This is a genomic window from Streptomyces sp. RP5T (genome assembly GCF_003933965.1).
Taxonomy (GTDB): domain Bacteria; phylum Actinomycetota; class Actinomycetes; order Streptomycetales; family Streptomycetaceae; genus Streptomyces.
Genome location: NZ_RSAJ01000043.1, coordinates 1 through 15,808, shown reverse-complemented (window position 1 = coordinate 15,808; position 15,808 = coordinate 1). Strand labels below are relative to the sequence as shown.

Below are 15,808 nucleotides of genomic sequence, written 5' to 3'. Positions count from 1 at the left end.
AGCACCTCCGGTACCGCAACAAGAGGAGAGACTGTGCCCACTGTGCCCCCGGCCGAGACGGCCGCTGCGAGGTCCGCGGTGGACGTGACCGCGCTCCTGGAGCGCGGCCGGACCCTGGCCACTCCGGTGCTGAAGGCGGCCGTCGATCGCCTCGCATCCCCGATGGACACCGTTTCCGCCTACCACTTCGGCTGGATCGACGCCCAGGGCAACCCGGCCGACGGCGACGGCGGCAAGGCCGTGCGGCCCGCGCTCGCCGTTCTCTCGGCCGAGGTCACCGGTGCCGCGCCCGAGACCGGCATCCCCGGCGCCGTCGCCGTCGAACTGGTCCACAACTTCTCCCTGCTGCACGACGACCTGATGGACGGCGACGAGCAGCGCCGCCACCGCGACACCGTGTGGAAGGTGCACGGCCCCGCCCAGGCCATCCTGGTCGGCGACGCCCTGTTCGCCCTGGCCAACGAGGTCCTCCTGGAACTCGGCACCGTCGAGGCCGGCCGCGCCACCCGCCGTCTGACCACCGCCACCCGCGCCCTGATCGACGGCCAGGCCCAGGACATCTCCTACGAGCACCGCGACCGCGTCAGCGTCGAGGAGTGCCTGGAGATGGAGGGCAACAAGACCGGCGCCCTGCTCGCCTGCGCCTCCTCCATCGGCGCCGTGCTCGGCGGCGCGGACGACCGCACCGCCGACGCCCTGGAGAAGTACGGCTACCACCTGGGCCTCGCCTTCCAGGCCGTCGACGACCTGCTCGGCATCTGGGGCGACCCGGTCTCCACCGGCAAGCAGACCTGGAGCGACCTGCGCCAGCGCAAGAAGTCCCTGCCGGTCGTGGCCGCGCTCGCGGCGGGCGGTGCCGCCTCCGATCGGCTCGGCGAGATCCTCGCCGCCGACGCCAAGAGCAGCGACTTCGAGAACTTCTCCGAGGAGGAGTTCGCGGCCCGCGCCGCCCTCATCGAGGAGGCCGGCGGCCGCGAGTGGACGGCCGCGGAGGCCCGCCGTCAGCACACCGTGGCCACCGAGGCCCTGAACGCCGTCGACATGCCCGACCGGGTGCGGGACCAGTTCACGGCGCTCGCCGACTTCGTCGTCGTACGAAAGAGATGATCACTATCGGTCGAATAGCCCTCGCGTAGTCGCCGGCCGGTGCTGCGAGGAAAGGAAAGGCACCGGCCGACGGCGGACCCACAGCAGAGCACCACATTGCACACTGCACGAAGGGGAAGCCATGACAGCGACGACCGACGGAAGCACCGGGGCCCTGCCGCCCCGCGCTGCCGCGGCCAGCGAAACCCGTCTCGACACCCCCGTGGCGGCCGGGGTACAAGAAGCCGCCGCACGGGCCGTCCAGCGCGCCACGGACCACCTGCTCGCCCGGCAGGACGCCGAGGGCTGGTGGAAGGGCGACCTGGAGACCAACGTCACCATGGACGCCGAGGACCTGCTGCTCCGTCAGTTCCTGGGCATCCGCGACGAGTCGACCACCCGGGCCGCCGCCCGGTTCATCCGCGGCGAGCAGCGCGAGGACGGCACCTGGGCCAGCTTCTACGGCGGCCCCGGCGAACTCTCCACCACCGTCGAGGCGTACGTCGCCCTCCGCCTGGACGGTGACGCGCCGGACGCCCCGCACATGGCGAAGGCCTCCGCCTGGATCCGCGCCCAGGGCGGGATCGCCGCCGCCCGGGTGTTCACCCGGATCTGGCTCGCCCTGTTCGGCTGGTGGAAGTGGGAGGACCTGCCCGAACTCCCGCCGGAGCTCATCTACTTCCCCAAGTGGGTCCCGCTCAACATCTACGACTTCGGCTGCTGGGCCCGCCAGACCATCGTCCCGCTGACGATCGTCTCCGCGAAGCGCCCGGTGCGGCCCGCGCCCTTCCCGCTCGACGAGCTCCACACCGATCCGGCCGACCCGAACCCGGCCAAGCCCCTCGCTCCGGTGGCGAGTTGGGACGGCGCCTTCCAGCGGCTGGACAAGGCGCTGCACCAGCTGCGCAAGGTCGCCCCGCGCAGACTGCGCAGAGCCGCCATGAACAGCGCGGCCCGCTGGATCATCGAGCGGCAGGAGAACGACGGCTGCTGGGGCGGCATCCAGCCCCCGGCCGTCTATTCGGTGATCGCCCTGCACCTGCTCGGCTACGACCTCCAGCACCCGGTCATGCGAGCCGGTCTGGAGTCGCTGGACCGGTTCGCCATCTGGCGCGAGGACGGGTCCCGGATGATCGAGGCCTGCCAGTCGCCGGTGTGGGACACCTGCCTCGCCACCATCGCGCTCGTCGACGCGGGCGTGCCCGCCGACCACCCGCAGATCGTCAAGGCGGCGGACTGGATGCTCGGCGAGGAGATCGTGCGGCCGGGCGACTGGGCGGTCAAGCGCCCCCAACTCCCGCCGGGCGGCTGGGCCTTCGAGTTCCACAACGACAACTACCCCGACATCGACGACACCGCCGAGGTCGTCCTCGCGCTGCGCCGGGTCCGGCACCACGACCCCCAGCGGGTCGAGAACGCCATCGGACGCGGGGTGCGCTGGAACCTCGGGATGCAGTCGAAGAACGGGGCCTGGGGCGCCTTCGACGTCGACAACACCAGCCCCTTCCCCAACCGGCTGCCGTTCTGCGACTTCGGCGAGGTCATCGACCCGCCGTCCGCCGACGTCACCGCCCACGTGGTGGAGATGCTGGCCGTCGAGGGCCTCTCCCACGACCCGCGCACCCGGCGCGGCATCGAGTGGCTGCTCGCCGAACAGGAGCCGGACGGCTCGTGGTTCGGGCGCTGGGGCGTCAACTACATCTACGGCACGGGCTCGGTGGTGCCCGCGCTGACAGCCGCCGGACTGCCCGCCTCGCACCCGGCGATCCGGCGGGCGGTGACCTGGCTGGAGAAGGTGCAGAACGACGACGGCGGCTGGGGCGAGGACCTGCGCTCCTACAAGTACGTCAAGGAGTGGAGCGGCCGCGGCGCCTCCACCGCCTCCCAGACGGCCTGGGCGCTGATGGCGCTGCTGGCCGCGGGGGAGCGGGACTCCAAGGCCGTCGAACGCGGCATCGAGTGGCTCGCGAGCACCCAGCGCGAGGACGGCTCCTGGGACGAGCCCCACTTCACCGGCACCGGCTTCCCCTGGGACTTCTCCATCAACTACCACCTCTACCGGCAGGTCTTCCCGCTCACGGCGCTGGGCCGTTACGTCCACGGAGAACCGTTCTCCAGGACCGAGGCCCGTTGATGAGCACCCGGCCCGCCACCGCCCCGCTGCTGATCGCCTGCGCCCTCGGCATCGAGCACCTCGCCCTGCGCACCGGTGAGCGCGGCGAGGCAGGCGGGCCGGTCACCCTGCTCAGGACGGGCATGGGCCCCCGGGCGGCGGAACGGTCCGTCACCCGGCGCCTGGCCGACCCCGCCCTCGCCGGGGCCGCCGTACTGGCCACCGGGTTCTGCGCGGGACTCGCCCCCGGGATGCACCCCGGCGACCTGGTCGTCGCCGAGGAGACCCGGGATCCGGACGGAACCGTTCCTTGTGTGCAGACCGACCTACTGGTCAAGGAGCTCGTACGGGCCGTACCGGGACGTACCGTGCACACCGGACCCCTCACCGGCTCCGATCACGTGGTGCGGGGTCACGAGCGGTCCGAGCTGCTCGCGACCGGCGCGATCGCGGCCGACATGGAGTCCGCGGCCACGCTCCTGAGTGCCGTGCGGGCGGGCGAGCGCCCGGTTGCGGCCGTCCGGGTGGTCGTGGACGCTCCACAACATGAACTCGTCCGGATCGGCACGGTGCGCGGTGGAATATCAGCCTTCCGCGTCCTTCGTTCCGTCGTTCCTGCTTTCTACGAATGGCACCGTTCCTTGCTGCTCCCCAGGAGGTGAGCCAGATGGCCATGCCGCTGCGCCAGTCCATCAAGGTCGCTACATACTTGGCCGAACAGAAGCTCCGCAAGCGGGACAAGTTCCCGCTGATCGTGGAGCTGGAGCCCCTCTTCGCGTGCAATCTCAAGTGCGAGGGCTGCGGCAAGATCCAGCATCCGGCGGGGGTGCTGAAGCAGCGCATGCCGGTCGCCCAGGCGGTCGGGGCCGTCCTCGAGTCCGGTGCGCCGATGGTGTCCATCGCCGGCGGTGAGCCGCTGATGCACCCTCAGATCGACGAGATCGTGCGGCAGTTGGTGGCGAAGAAGAAGTACGTCTTCCTCTGCACCAACGCCATGCTGCTGCGCAAGAAGATGGACAAGTTCAAGCCCTCGCCCTACTTCGCCTTCGCCGTGCACATCGACGGGCTGCGGGATCGGCACGACGAGTCCGTTGCCAAGGAGGGCGTGTTCGACGAGGCGGTGGAGGCGATCAAGGAGGCCAAGCGGCGCGGCTTCCGGGTCACCACCAACTCGACCTTCTTCAACACCGACACCCCGCAGACCATCATCGAGGTCCTCAACTTCCTCAACGACGACCTCAAGGTCGACGAGATGATGATCTCGCCCGCCTACGCCTACGAGAAGGCCCCCGACCAGGAGCACTTCCTGGGTGTGGAGCAGACCCGCGAGCTGTTCAAGAAGGCCTTCGCGGGCGGCAACCGCAGGAAGTGGCGGCTCAACCACTCCCCGCTCTTCCTGGACTTCCTGGAGGGCAAGGTCGACTTCCCGTGCACGGCCTGGGCGATCCCGAACTACTCCCTGTTCGGCTGGCAGCGGCCCTGCTACCTGATGAGCGACGGATACGTGCCGACGTACCGCGAACTCATCGAGGAGACCGACTGGGACAAGTACGGCCGCGGCAAGGACCCGCGCTGCGCCAACTGCATGGCGCACTGCGGCTACGAGCCCACCGCCGTCCTCGCCACCATGGGCTCGCTCAAGGAGTCCCTGCGGGCCATGCGCGAGACCGTCAGCGGAAACCGCGAGTAGCGCCATGACCGCCATTCCCTTGGGCGTCCCCGAGGTACCGGTCCGGCCGATCGCCGAGCGGCGCGTGTCGCGGCAGATCATGGTCGGGCCGGTGGCGGTCGGGGGCGGGGCCCCGGTGTCGGTCCAGTCGATGACGACGACCCGTACGTCCGACATCGGCGCCACGCTCCAGCAGATCGCCGAGCTCACCGCGTCCGGCTGCCAGATCGTGCGGGTGGCCTGTCCCACCCAGGACGACGCGGACGCGCTCGCGACCGTCGCGCGCAAGTCGCAGATCCCGGTGATCGCGGACATCCACTTCCAGCCCAAGTACGTGTTCGCGGCGATCGAGGCGGGCTGCGCGGCCGTCCGCGTCAACCCCGGCAACATCAAGCAGTTCGACGACAAGGTCAAGGAGATCGCGAAGGCGGCGCGCGATCACGGCACGCCGATCCGCATCGGGGTCAACGCCGGGTCCCTCGACAGGCGGCTGCTCCAGAAGTACGGCAAGGCGACCCCGGAGGCGCTCGTCGAATCGGCGCTGTGGGAGGCGTCGTTGTTCGAGGAACACGGCTTCCGGGACATCAAGATCTCCGTCAAGCACAACGACCCCGTGGTGATGGTCAGCGCGTACCAGCAGCTGGCCGAGCAGTGCGACTACCCGCTGCACCTGGGGGTCACGGAGGCCGGGCCCGCCTTCCAGGGGACGATCAAGTCGGCGGTGGCCTTCGGGGCGCTGCTGTCGAGGGGGATCGGCGACACCATCCGCGTCTCCCTCTCGGCCCCGCCCGCCGAGGAGGTCAAGGTCGGCATCCAGATCCTGGAGTCGCTCGGGCTCCGGCAGCGGCGCCTGGAGATCGTCTCGTGTCCGTCCTGCGGGCGCGCCCAGGTGGACGTGTACAAGCTGGCCGACGAGGTCACCGCCGGTCTCGAGGGCATGGAAGTGCCCCTGCGGGTCGCGGTGATGGGGTGTGTGGTCAACGGTCCCGGCGAGGCACGGGAGGCCGACCTGGGAGTCGCCTCCGGCAACGGCAAGGGACAGATCTTCGTCAAGGGCGAGGTCGTCAAGACCGTCCCGGAGTCGAAGATCGTGGAGACCCTCATCGAGGAGGCGATGAAGATCGCCGCACAGATGGAGCAGGACGGCGTCGCGTCGGGGGAGCCGGCCGTCACCGTGAGTTGAACAGCACGGACCGAAGGGGGCCCGACGTGACCATCTTGGAGAACATCCGGGGACCACGCGACCTGAAGGCGCTGTCCGAGTCGGAACTCGGTGAACTGTCCGAGGAGATCCGGGAGTTCCTGGTGCACGCGGTGGCCAGGACCGGCGGACACCTCGGGCCCAACCTGGGGGTGGTGGAACTGTCCGTCGCGCTCCACCGGGTCTTCGAGTCGCCGGTCGACCGCATCGTGTGGGACACCGGCCATCAGAGCTATGTGCACAAGATCCTGACGGGGCGTCAGGACTTCTCCAAGCTGCGCGGCAAGGGCGGTCTGTCCGGCTACCCCTCGCGCGAGGAGTCCGAGCACGACATCGTCGAGAACAGTCACGCCTCCACCGCGCTCGGCTGGGCCGACGGGCTCGCCAAGGCCCGCCAGGTGCAGGGGGAGAAGGGGCACGTCGTCGCGGTCATCGGCGACGGCGCGCTCACCGGCGGCATGGCCTGGGAGGCGCTCAACAACATCGCGGCCGCCAAGGACCGGCCGCTGATCATCGTCGTCAACGACAACGAGCGGTCGTACTCACCGACCATCGGCGGTCTCGCCAACCACCTGGCCACCCTGCGCACGACCGACGGCTACGAGAAGGTCCTCGCCTGGGGCAAGGACGTCCTCCTGAAGACCCCCGTGGTCGGCAACACCATCTACGAGTCCCTGCACGGCGCGAAGAAGGGCTTCAAGGACGCCTTCGCGCCGCAGGGCATGTTCGAGGACCTCGGGCTGAAGTACGTCGGCCCGATCGACGGCCACGACATCGGGGCCGTCGAGTCGGCGCTGCGGCGCGCGAAGCGGTTCCACGGGCCGGTGCTGGTCCACTGCCTCACCGAGAAGGGGCGCGGTTACGAGCCCGCCCTCGCCCACGAGGAGGACCACTTCCACACCGTCGGGGTGATGGACCCCCTGACCTGCGAGCCGCTCGCACCGTCCAACGGGCCCTCCTGGACCTCGGTGTTCGGCGACGAGATCGCCGCGATCGGGGAGGAGCGCGAGGACGTCGTGGCGATCACGGCGGCCATGCTGCACCCCGTGGGGCTGGGCAAGTTCGCGGCGCGGTTCCCGGACCGGGTCTGGGACGTCGGCATCGCCGAGCAGCACGCGGCGGTCTCCGCGGCGGGTCTCGCCACGGGCGGTCTGCACCCCGTCGTCGCCGTGTACGCCACCTTCCTGAACCGGGCCTTCGACCAGCTCCTCATGGACGTGGCCCTGCACCGGTGCGGGGTCACCTTCGTCCTCGACCGGGCCGGGGTCACGGGGGTCGACGGGGCCTCGCACAACGGCATGTGGGACATGTCGATCCTCCAGGTCGTGCCCGGCCTCAGGATCGCCGCGCCCCGGGACGCCGACCAGTTGCGGGCGCAGCTGCGGGAGGCCGTCGCCGTGGACGACGCGCCCACGCTGGTGCGGTTCCCGAAGGAGTCGGTGGGTCCGGCGGTGCCGGCGATCGACCGGGTGGGCGGCCTGGACGTCCTGCACCGCTCCGCGGGCGTGCCCGACGTTCTTCTGGTCGCCGTCGGTGTGATGGCCCCGGTCTGCCTCCAGGCCGCCGAGCTCCTGGAGGCTCGCGGCATCACCTGCACGGTCGTGGACCCGCGGTGGGTCAAACCCGTCGACCCCGCGCTGCCGGGCCTCGCCGCCGAGCACCGGCTGGTGGCCGTCGTCGAGGACAACAGCCGGGCCGCCGGAGTGGGCGCGGCGGTGGCCCTGGCCCTCGGGGACGCCGAAGTCGACGTGCCCGTACGCCGGTTCGGGATCCCGGAGCAGTTCCTCGCGCATGCCAAACGGAGCGAGGTGCTCGCCGACATCGGGCTGACGCCGGTCGAGGTGGCGGGCCGGATCAGCGCGAGCCTGGCCGTGAAGGCACAGGCCGAAGTCAAGGAGACGGCTGAATGACCACGGAGTTCGACCTCGGCAGACTCCTTGCCGAGCGCGGAGCCGAGCGCTACGAGCTGCACGGCAGGTACCTGAACCACCAGCTCCCGCGCATGCTGCACACCATCGGCTTCGACAAGGTCTACGAGCGCGGCGAGGGCGCCTACTTCTGGGACGCGGACGGCAACGACTACCTGGACATGCTCGCCGGGTTCGGGGTGATGGGCCTGGGCCGTCACCACCCCGTCGTCCGCAAGGCGCTGCACGACGTCCTCGACGCCTCTCTCGCCGACCTCACCCGCTTCGACTGCCAGCCGCTGCCCGGACTGCTGGCGGAGAAGCTGCTCACGCACAGCCCGCACCTGGACCGCGTGTTCTTCGGCAACAGCGGCACCGAGGCGGTGGAGACGGCACTGAAGTTCGCCCGCTACGCCACCGGGAAGCCGCGCGTCCTGTACTGCGACCATGCCTTCCACGGGCTGACCACGGGCTCGCTGTCGGTCAACGGCGAGTCCGCCTTCCGGGACGGGTTCGTGCCCCTGCTGCCCGACACGGCCGTACCCCTCGGCGACCTGGACGCCCTGGCCAGGGAGCTGAAGAAGGGGGACGTGGCCGCCCTGGTCGTCGAGCCGATCCAGGGCAAGGGGGTGCACGAAGCCCCGCCCGGGTACCTGCGGTCCGCGCAGGAGCTGCTGCGCCGGCACAAGGCGCTGCTCATCGCCGACGAGGTGCAGACCGGGCTCGGCCGGACCGGGGACTTCTACGCCTACCAGCACGAGGACGGGGTCGAGCCCGACCTGGTGTGCGTGGCCAAGGCGCTCTCCGGCGGCTATGTCCCCGTCGGTGCCACCCTCGGCAAGGACTGGATCTTCAAGAAGGTCTACTCGTCGATGGACCGGGTGCTGGTGCACTCGGCGAGTTTCGGGTCCAACGCCCAGGCCATGGCGGCCGGGCTCGCCGTCCTGTCGGTCATGGAGAACGAGCAGATCGTCGCGAACGCCCGCGCCACCGGCGACCTGCTCAGGTCCCGGCTCACGGAACTGATCGGCAAGTACGAACTGCTCGCCGACGTACGGGGCCGGGGCCTGATGATCGGCATCGAGTTCGGCAGGCCGAGGTCGCTCAAGCTGCGCAGCCGCTGGACCATGCTCCAGGCCGCCCGCAAGGGGCTGTTCGCGCAGATGGTCGTCGTACCCCTGCTCCAGCGGCACCGGATTCTCACCCAGGTCTCGGGCGACCACCTGGAGGTCATCAAGCTCATCCCGCCGCTCGTCGTCGGGGAGAAGGAGGTGGACCGGTTCGTCGACGCCTTCACGGACGTCATGGACGACGCGCACAGCGGTAGCGGCCTGATGTGGGACTTCGGCAAGACGCTCGTGAAACAGGCGGTGGCCAACCGGTAGCGGCCCACTCCCAGGACTTTTGCCTCTGAGGCAAGAGATTTGCCGCAGAGGCAAAACTCCGGCTCAATGGAGGTATGACCTCCCCGGAAGCCTTCACGGAGCTGCCCTCGGTGGCTCCCCAGCTTCGCGCACTGCGCCGGCGAGCCTCCCTCACCCTGGAGGCCGCGGCCGGCGCCGCGGGCCTGTCGCCCGCCCATCTCTCCCGCCTGGAGACCGGACAGCGCCAGCCGTCGCTGCCGATGCTGCTCGCCCTCGCCCGTATCTACGGTACGACCGTCTCGGAACTTCTGGGCGAGACGGTCGCCGACCGGGACGCCGTGGTGCGCGCCGCCGACATGGAAGCGACCGAGGCGGGCGGCTGGACCTACTTCCAGGCGGGCGCCGCCGGCCGTGGCATGCAGGCCCTGCGGGTGCAGGTGCCGCACGGCTCCCAGGGCGACATCGTGCGGGTGCACCCCGGCGAGGAATGGCTGTACGTCCTCAAAGGACGGCTCGGACTGCGCCTCGGGGACACCACCCACCGGCTCGGTCCGGGGGACAGCGCGCACTTCGACTCGCTCACCCCGCACCGCATCGCCGCCCAGGACCCCGACGGTGTCGAGCTCCTGTTCGTCCACACCCTGCTGCAGAGCCCCACGGCCACGCTGTGCCTGGGCCCCACCCCTGGAGAGACGCCATGAGTGACATGGAGGAGAAGTTCCCCCGCGCCCTGTGGGTGCGCCTGATCATCTACCTCGCCGTCGGCCACGTCTTCGCGGCCTTCATCTACTTCCTCTTCGAGGTGGGAGCCGGGCAGTGACGGCCGTACCGCTCAGTCCAGCAGGCGCTCCCGCAGCCGCTCCCGGATCCCGGACGTCAGGCTGAGACCCTCCTCCAGGTACACCTCGACGTCGCCCCAGGTCTCCTCGATGGTCTCGAAGGCCGCCGTCAGATACTCGGCGCGCGCCTCGAAGAGGGGGCTGAGCAGCTCCATGACCTCGGGGGAGTACGCGTCCGCGGAGGTGCTGGTGCGGCGGACCTTGTAGCGGCGGTGCTTGGCGTTCGACTCCAGGTAGTCGGCGACGATCGCCTCGCGCTCCACTCCCACGGCGAGCAGGGTCACGGCGACGGACAGGCCCGCGCGGTCCTTGCCGGCCGCGCAGTGCATGAGGGCGGGCACGCTGTCCTGGGCGAGGGAGTGCAGCACCTCGGAGTGCTCGGCGGTGCGCTCCTTGACCATCGTGCGATACGAGTCGATCATGCGCTGCGCGGCCTTGCCGTCCCCGAGGAGCTCGCGCAACTGCTCTATGTCGCCGTCCCGGACCATCTTCCAGAACCAGGTGCCCTCCGCCGGGTCGCTCAGCGGCAGGTTCACATTGGTGACACCCGGCAGATCGACGTCGGGGCCCTCCAGCTTCTGGTCCGCCGAGTTGCGGAAGTCGAAGATCGTGCGCAGTCCGAGGGACGCCAGGAAGGCGGCGTCGTCCTCGGTGGCGTGCGCGAGATGACCACTGCGGAACAGCACTCCGTACCGCACCCGCCGCCCGTCCGCCGTCGGCAGTCCGCCCACGTCACGGAAATTGCGGACACCTGCCAGTTCGGGCTCGGTCGACGGGATCTGCTGCGTCACGGGGGCTCCTCCCAGCCGGACTCCGCCGACGCGGCTCGTCGACGGGGCACGCTCACGACGATACGACACGGCTTCCTGGGCCGATGAGTTGTCCACAGGGCCGGCAATGACTTGTCCACAGCCGTTGCAGCCAGGCCCGTCGGCCATTGATGATGTTGGGGCCTGAGTGCCCCTGTTGGCACCTGTTCGAATCTGTGAGGAAGCACCATGCTGGAGATCGCCGAGAACGGCCGTACGTGGATTCTGTCCGGGCCGGCCAGCAGTTACGCCCTGCACCTCACCGCCGAGGACGAGCTGCTGCACCTGCACTGGGGTCCGAGGATCGCCCTGGCCGACGCGGAGGCCCTCACCGCCCGTCCGCTGCCCGACTACTGGCCCTTCGAGTCCCCGCTCGACGGACGTGAGGAGTACCCAGTCGAGGGCGGCCCCCGCTTCACCCGCCCTGCCCTGTCCGTGCGCACCGACGAGCGGCGCGGCACCGAGTGGAGCTTCCAGGAGTACGACACCGAGGGCGACGAGCTGCGCCTGCGGTTCCGCGACGCCGGGCTCACCGTCACGCTGCACTACCGGATGCGTGACGACGTCCTGGAGCGCTGGGTGACGCTGGACAACGAGGGCCCGGCCCCGGTCGAGCTGCTGCGCGCCGACTCCGCCACCTGGACCCTGCCCGACCGCGAGGACGGCTGGCGGCTGTCCCAGCTGCACGGCCGCTGGGCCGCCGAGTCCCTGCTCGCCCGGACGCCGCTCACCTACGGCGAGAAGGTCATCGGCAGCCGCCGCGGTCACACCGGGCACCAGCACCTGCCGTGGGTCGCACTCGACACCGACGCCACCGAGGAGCGGGGCGAGGTCTACGGCGTCGCGCTCGGCTGGTCGGGGTCCTGGCGGATCGCCGTGGCGCAACTGCCCGACGCGCGCGTGCAGATCACCGGCGGCGCCGGATACGACGACTCGGGCCTGCTCCGGCTCGCCGCCGGGGAGTCCTTCACGACCCCCGTCTTCGCCGGCCTCTGGAGCGACGGCGGCTTCGGCGGCGCGAGCCGCGCCTGGCACGCCTACCAGCGGGCGTACGTCATCCCGGACGCGGACCAGGACCGGCCCGTGTTGTTCAACTCCTGGGAGGCCACGAACTTCGACATCTCCGAGGAGCAGCAGAGAACCCTCGCCCGGCGGGCCGCGGCCATGGGCGTCGAGCTGTTCGTGGTCGACGACGGCTGGTTCGGCGCCCGCACCAGCGACCGGGCCGGGCTCGGCGACTGGGCGCCCAACCCCGACCGCTTCCCCTCCGGTCTCAAGCCCCTCGGTGACCACGTGCGCGCGCTCGGCATGCAGTTCGGCATCTGGGTCGAGCCGGAGATGGTCAACCCGGACAGCGAGCTGTACCGCGCCCACCCGGACTGGGTGCAGTACCAGACGGGGCGCAAGCGGACGGAGTTCCGCAACCAGCTCGTACTGAACCTCGCGCGCGAGGACGTCCAGGAGTACCTCTGGGAGCAGCTCGACACCCTGCTCTCCTCGGCCCCGATCGACTATGTGAAGTGGGACTTCAACCGCTGCTTCACGGACGCGGGCTGGCCCGGCGAGGCCTACCCGCAGCGCCTGTGGGTCGACCACGTGCGCGGCTTCTACGCCCTCCTGGACCGCCTGCGGGCGGCGCACCCCGGTGTGGCCTTCGAGTCCTGCTCGGGGGGCGGGGGCCGGATCGACCTCGGGGTGCTCAGCCGCACCGACCAGGTGTGGACCTCCGACAACACCGACCCGCTCGACCGGCTCGCCATCCAGCACGGCTTCAGCCAGATCCACCCCGCGCGCGTGATGGCCGCCTGGGTGACCGACAGCCCCAACACCCAGCTCAACGACCGGGTGAGCTCGCTGCGGTTCCGGTTCGTGAGTGCGATGGCCGGGGTGCTCGGAGTCGGCGGCGACCTCACCGAGTGGACCGAGGAGGAGCTGGCCGAAGCCGGTCGCTGGGTGGCTCTGTACAAGGAGATCCGGCCCGTGGTGCAGCGCGGCGACCTCTACCGGCTGCGGCCACCGCAGGGCGGGCAGAGCGCGGTGCAGTACGTCCTCGGCGACGAGACCGTCGTCCTCGCCTGGCTCCAGGCGCAGAAGTACGGCGAGCCCGTGCCCGCGCTGCGGCTGCGCGGACTCGACCCGGACGCGTCGTACGAATGCCTTGAAACGGGCGAAGTTCACCGAGGGGGCGTACTGCTGCATCACGGACTTCGCACCGGTCTGCGCGGTGACCTCGATGCGGCAGTTATCCGACTGCGTCGCCTCTAAGGCTTCTGTCCGAATTAGCTGCTTCCTCCCAACTCCGCCCGCGGTGAGGGTTCCTGTGAATTCGTGACGTGAGGAGCGTCATATCCGTGACGGTGTGTCGCCCGTCATGTTCACGTAATTCGCAGGTTTATCAAGGGGGTTCGAGCGGTTGTGGGGGATCGGATCCACGCAGGGTGACCGGTAATTCTCATAAGGGATCAAGAGAAACGCTTTCCCGGGCAACCTCTCACTTGTCCCTTTGCGTCTTGCTCGTTTACGTTCGCCACCGATCCGGTCGGACGCCCAATCCTGCCGCCGAGCGGATTCCCCACACCCACTCACCCGTGCACGGCAGGAGCGGGGGACCCACAGGTAAAATGCCTGTTCCGGTCTCCGGAACGGCTAGGGGTAAAGCCGCGTTTCGGCGCGACCGGGCATCTCCAGCCCGCACCCGACAGCTCACCTCGCAGGCGCCGGAGAGGAATTCGCCATGCCCGCGAAGGGTAAGCACCGCCGTCCGAAGTCCCAGCGCTTCACCCGCTCGATAGCCGTCGCCGGAACCGGTGGCGCCGCGCTCGCCCTCCCGTTGCTGGGAGCCACCGGCGCGCACGCCGCCACCCCGCAGTCCGTTTCGGAAAAGACCGTTCAGTCGCCCCCGGTCGTGCAGAAGGCCGCCGAAAAGGCGGCCACGAAGAAGTCCGCCGCGAAGACCGCGACCGTGCGCACCTATTCGGTGCGGGCCGGTGACTATCTTTCGAAGATCGCCGACGAGCAGAACGTCAGCGGTGGCTGGAAGAAGCTCTACGCCGACAACCGTGCGGCCGTCGGCGACGACCCGTCGTTGATCCACCCGGGCCTGAAGCTCACGATCGGCAAGAAGGCCAAGGCGAGCACCACGAAGCCCGAGTCCTCCGCTTCCTCCTCGGCGAAGACCGAGAAGGCCGAGCCGAAGAAGGCGTCCTCGAACTCCGCGACCGTCACCCGCAGTTCGGACACCACCAGCAGCTCCAGCGGGTTCACGCTGCCGGTCAGCGGCGCCACCGTCGGCACCGGTTACCGCGTCGCGGGCAGCATGTGGTCCAGCGGATACCACACCGGCGTCGACTTCGTCGTCCCGACCGGCACCTCGCTCAAGGCCGTGGGCGCGGGCACGGTCGTCTCCGCCGGGTGGGGCGGCGCCTACGGCAACCAGGTCGTCATCAAGCTGGCCGGCGGCTACTACGCGCAGTACGCCCACCTGTCCCAGCTCTCCGTCTCGGCCGGGCAGGCCGTGACCGCGGGGCAGCAGGTCGGACTCTCCGGCGCGACCGGCAATGTGACCGGCCCGCACCTGCACTTCGAGATCCGCACCACGCCGGACTACGGCTCCGACGTGGACCCCGTCGCCTACCTGCGCTCCAAGGGTGTCGCCGTCGGCTGACGGCGCCCCCTCCGTACCACCGAAGGCCGGACCCCGATCCCCGGGTCCGGCCTTCGGTGTTCGCGCGGGGTGGGGCGGTCGCAGCGTCAACATCACTGACGAGGGGCCTATTCCGCAGTTGGCCAACACTTTAGGAGTGGCTTATCTCACCGTCCGTCAAGCCCTTCCTACGGTCGCGTAGGTCACATTCGAAGGTGAATCATGAACGGCTGTGGCAGACGATTCGAAGAATGACAGCAGCTCAGTGATCGGGTCGTACGTGGCGGTGGGGGACAGCTTCACCGAGGGCGTCGGCGACCCCGGCCCCGACGGGGCGTTCGTCGGCTGGGCCGACCGGTTCGCGGTGCTCCTCGCCGACCGGCGGCCCGAGGGCGACTTCAGGTACAGCAATCTCGCCGTACGCGGCAAGCTCCTCGACCAGATCGTCGAGGACCAGCTTCCGCAGGCCGTCGAACTGGCACCGGACCTGGTGTCGTTCTGCGCCGGCGGCAACGACATCATCCGGCCCGGTACCGACCCCGACGAGGTCGCCGAGCGCTTCGAGCGGGCCATCGCCCGGCTCACGCAGGCGTGCGGCACGGTCATGGTGACGACCGGCTTCGACACCCGTGGCGTGCCCGTGCTCAAGCATCTGCGCGGCAAGATCGCCACGTACAACGGGCATGTGCGGGCCGTCGCCGACCGGTACGGGTGCCCGGTGCTCGACCTGTGGTCCCTGAAGACCATCCAGGACCGGCGGGCCTGGGACAACGACCGGCTGCACCTGTCTCCCGAGGGGCACACGCGCGTGGCGCTCCGCGCGGGACAGGTGCTGGGGCTGGAGGTCCCGGCGGACCCGGACCAGCCCTGGCCGCCGCTTCCCCCTCGCGGGCCGCTGGACGTGCGGCGGGACGACGTGCACTGGGCGCGTGAGTTCCTGGTGCCGTGGATCGGGCGCCGGCTGCGGGGGGAGTCCTCCGGGGACCACGTGACCGCCAAGGGCGTGCTGTCGCCGGACGACATCAAGACGCGGATCGCGTCGGTGGCTTGAGCCGTGGGTGGTGCGGGGGCGGTCGCGGTGTCCTGCCGGGTGCTCGCGGGCGGGGGTGTCGGGTGGCTCGGTGCGGTCGGTTCGTTACGCGGGCGCCGTGCGGTGACTTGCGTGGTGCGTGGTGCG

At 70.2% G+C, this 15,808-nt stretch carries 13 protein-coding genes and 1 riboswitch; of the genes, 12 read left to right on the top strand and 1 reads right to left on the bottom strand.

Features of this window, described 5'->3' with window-relative positions; all coding sequences use genetic code 11:
* Positions 1 to 42: 42 nt before the first annotated feature.
* From EHS43_RS07425 to EHS43_RS07385, 9 genes are all read left to right on the top strand, one after another.
* Positions 43 to 1,107, top strand: a complete 1,065-nt coding sequence (locus EHS43_RS07425) for a polyprenyl synthetase family protein (protein WP_185806146.1) — start codon at positions 43 to 45, stop codon at positions 1,105 to 1,107.
* A gap of 121 nt (positions 1,108 to 1,228) precedes the next feature.
* Positions 1,229 to 3,220: a squalene--hopene cyclase gene (shc, locus tag EHS43_RS07420; RefSeq protein WP_125189729.1), complete on the top strand. Its 1,992-nt coding sequence runs from the start codon at positions 1,229 to 1,231 to the stop codon at positions 3,218 to 3,220.
* A complete protein-coding gene (locus EHS43_RS07415) occupies positions 3,220 to 3,861 on the top strand; it encodes a 1-hydroxy-2-methyl-2-butenyl 4-diphosphate reductase (protein WP_125189728.1) in 642 nt (213 codons plus the stop codon). The genes shc and EHS43_RS07415 overlap by 1 nt, the downstream gene beginning before the upstream one ends.
* Before the next feature lie 5 nt (positions 3,862 to 3,866).
* The gene (gene hpnH / locus EHS43_RS07410; protein WP_125189727.1) at positions 3,867 to 4,889 is read left to right on the top strand and encodes an adenosyl-hopene transferase HpnH; all 1,023 of its coding nucleotides are present in this window, start codon (positions 3,867 to 3,869) and stop codon (positions 4,887 to 4,889) included.
* A 4-nt stretch (positions 4,890 to 4,893) separates the two neighbouring features.
* Positions 4,894 to 6,051, top strand: coding sequence for a flavodoxin-dependent (E)-4-hydroxy-3-methylbut-2-enyl-diphosphate synthase (gene ispG / locus EHS43_RS07405; RefSeq protein WP_125189726.1), 1,158 nt, complete (start codon positions 4,894 to 4,896; stop codon positions 6,049 to 6,051).
* A 26-nt stretch (positions 6,052 to 6,077) separates the two neighbouring features.
* Positions 6,078 to 7,979, top strand: coding sequence for a 1-deoxy-D-xylulose-5-phosphate synthase (gene dxs / locus EHS43_RS07400; RefSeq protein ID WP_125189725.1), 1,902 nt, complete (start codon positions 6,078 to 6,080; stop codon positions 7,977 to 7,979).
* Positions 7,976 to 9,361, top strand: coding sequence for an aspartate aminotransferase family protein (locus EHS43_RS07395; protein ID WP_125189724.1), 1,386 nt, complete (start codon positions 7,976 to 7,978; stop codon positions 9,359 to 9,361). Before dxs ends, EHS43_RS07395 begins: the two co-directional genes overlap by 4 nt.
* A gap of 74 nt (positions 9,362 to 9,435) precedes the next feature.
* Entirely contained in the window at positions 9,436 to 10,041 is a 606-nt protein-coding gene (locus EHS43_RS07390; RefSeq protein ID WP_125189723.1) for a helix-turn-helix domain-containing protein, read from the top strand.
* Positions 10,038 to 10,160 (top strand): DUF6126 family protein, encoded by a 123-nt coding sequence (locus EHS43_RS07385; protein WP_037716072.1) that lies wholly within the window; start codon positions 10,038 to 10,040, stop codon positions 10,158 to 10,160. The genes EHS43_RS07390 and EHS43_RS07385 overlap by 4 nt, the downstream gene beginning before the upstream one ends.
* Positions 10,161 to 10,172: 12 nt before the next feature.
* Here the strand turns inward: EHS43_RS07385 and EHS43_RS07380 are convergent, their stop codons facing one another.
* Positions 10,173 to 10,970: a tyrosine-protein phosphatase gene (locus EHS43_RS07380; RefSeq protein ID WP_125189722.1), complete on the bottom strand. Its 798-nt coding sequence runs from the start codon at positions 10,968 to 10,970 to the stop codon at positions 10,173 to 10,175.
* A 207-nt stretch (positions 10,971 to 11,177) separates the two neighbouring features.
* Between EHS43_RS07380 and EHS43_RS07375 the strand changes: the two genes are divergently transcribed.
* The 3 genes from EHS43_RS07375 (at position 11,178) to EHS43_RS07365 (ending at position 15,682) form a co-directional block, all read left to right on the top strand.
* Entirely contained in the window at positions 11,178 to 13,253 is a 2,076-nt protein-coding gene (locus EHS43_RS07375) for an alpha-galactosidase (RefSeq protein ID WP_125189721.1), read from the top strand.
* 300 nt (positions 13,254 to 13,553) lie between these two features.
* A riboswitch (cyclic di-AMP (ydaO/yuaA leader) is annotated at positions 13,554 to 13,718 on the top strand.
* Positions 13,719 to 13,722: 4 nt separating this feature from the next.
* Positions 13,723 to 14,652: a peptidoglycan DD-metalloendopeptidase family protein gene (locus tag EHS43_RS07370; protein WP_125189720.1), complete on the top strand. Its 930-nt coding sequence runs from the start codon at positions 13,723 to 13,725 to the stop codon at positions 14,650 to 14,652.
* Between the two features lie 244 nt (positions 14,653 to 14,896).
* Complete coding sequence (locus EHS43_RS07365; RefSeq protein WP_037716081.1) at positions 14,897 to 15,682, top strand: SGNH/GDSL hydrolase family protein; 786 nt, start codon at positions 14,897 to 14,899, stop codon at positions 15,680 to 15,682.
* Positions 15,683 to 15,808 lie beyond the last annotated feature (126 nt).

Coding starts and splice junctions, on each gene's coding strand:
- EHS43_RS07375 (WP_125189721.1), top strand. CDS start 11,178: ATGCTGGAGATCGCCGAGAACGGCCGTACGTGGATTCTGTCCGGGCCG.
- EHS43_RS07395 (WP_125189724.1), top strand. CDS start 7,976: ATGACCACGGAGTTCGACCTCGGCAGACTCCTTGCCGAGCGCGGAGCC.
- EHS43_RS07385 (WP_037716072.1), top strand. CDS start 10,038: ATGAGTGACATGGAGGAGAAGTTCCCCCGCGCCCTGTGGGTGCGCCTG.
- shc (WP_125189729.1), top strand. CDS start 1,229: ATGACAGCGACGACCGACGGAAGCACCGGGGCCCTGCCGCCCCGCGCT.
- ispG (WP_125189726.1), top strand. CDS start 4,894: ATGACCGCCATTCCCTTGGGCGTCCCCGAGGTACCGGTCCGGCCGATC.
- EHS43_RS07415 (WP_125189728.1), top strand. CDS start 3,220: ATGAGCACCCGGCCCGCCACCGCCCCGCTGCTGATCGCCTGCGCCCTC.
- EHS43_RS07370 (WP_125189720.1), top strand. CDS start 13,723: ATGCCCGCGAAGGGTAAGCACCGCCGTCCGAAGTCCCAGCGCTTCACC.
- EHS43_RS07390 (WP_125189723.1), top strand. CDS start 9,436: ATGACCTCCCCGGAAGCCTTCACGGAGCTGCCCTCGGTGGCTCCCCAG.
- hpnH (WP_125189727.1), top strand. CDS start 3,867: ATGGCCATGCCGCTGCGCCAGTCCATCAAGGTCGCTACATACTTGGCC.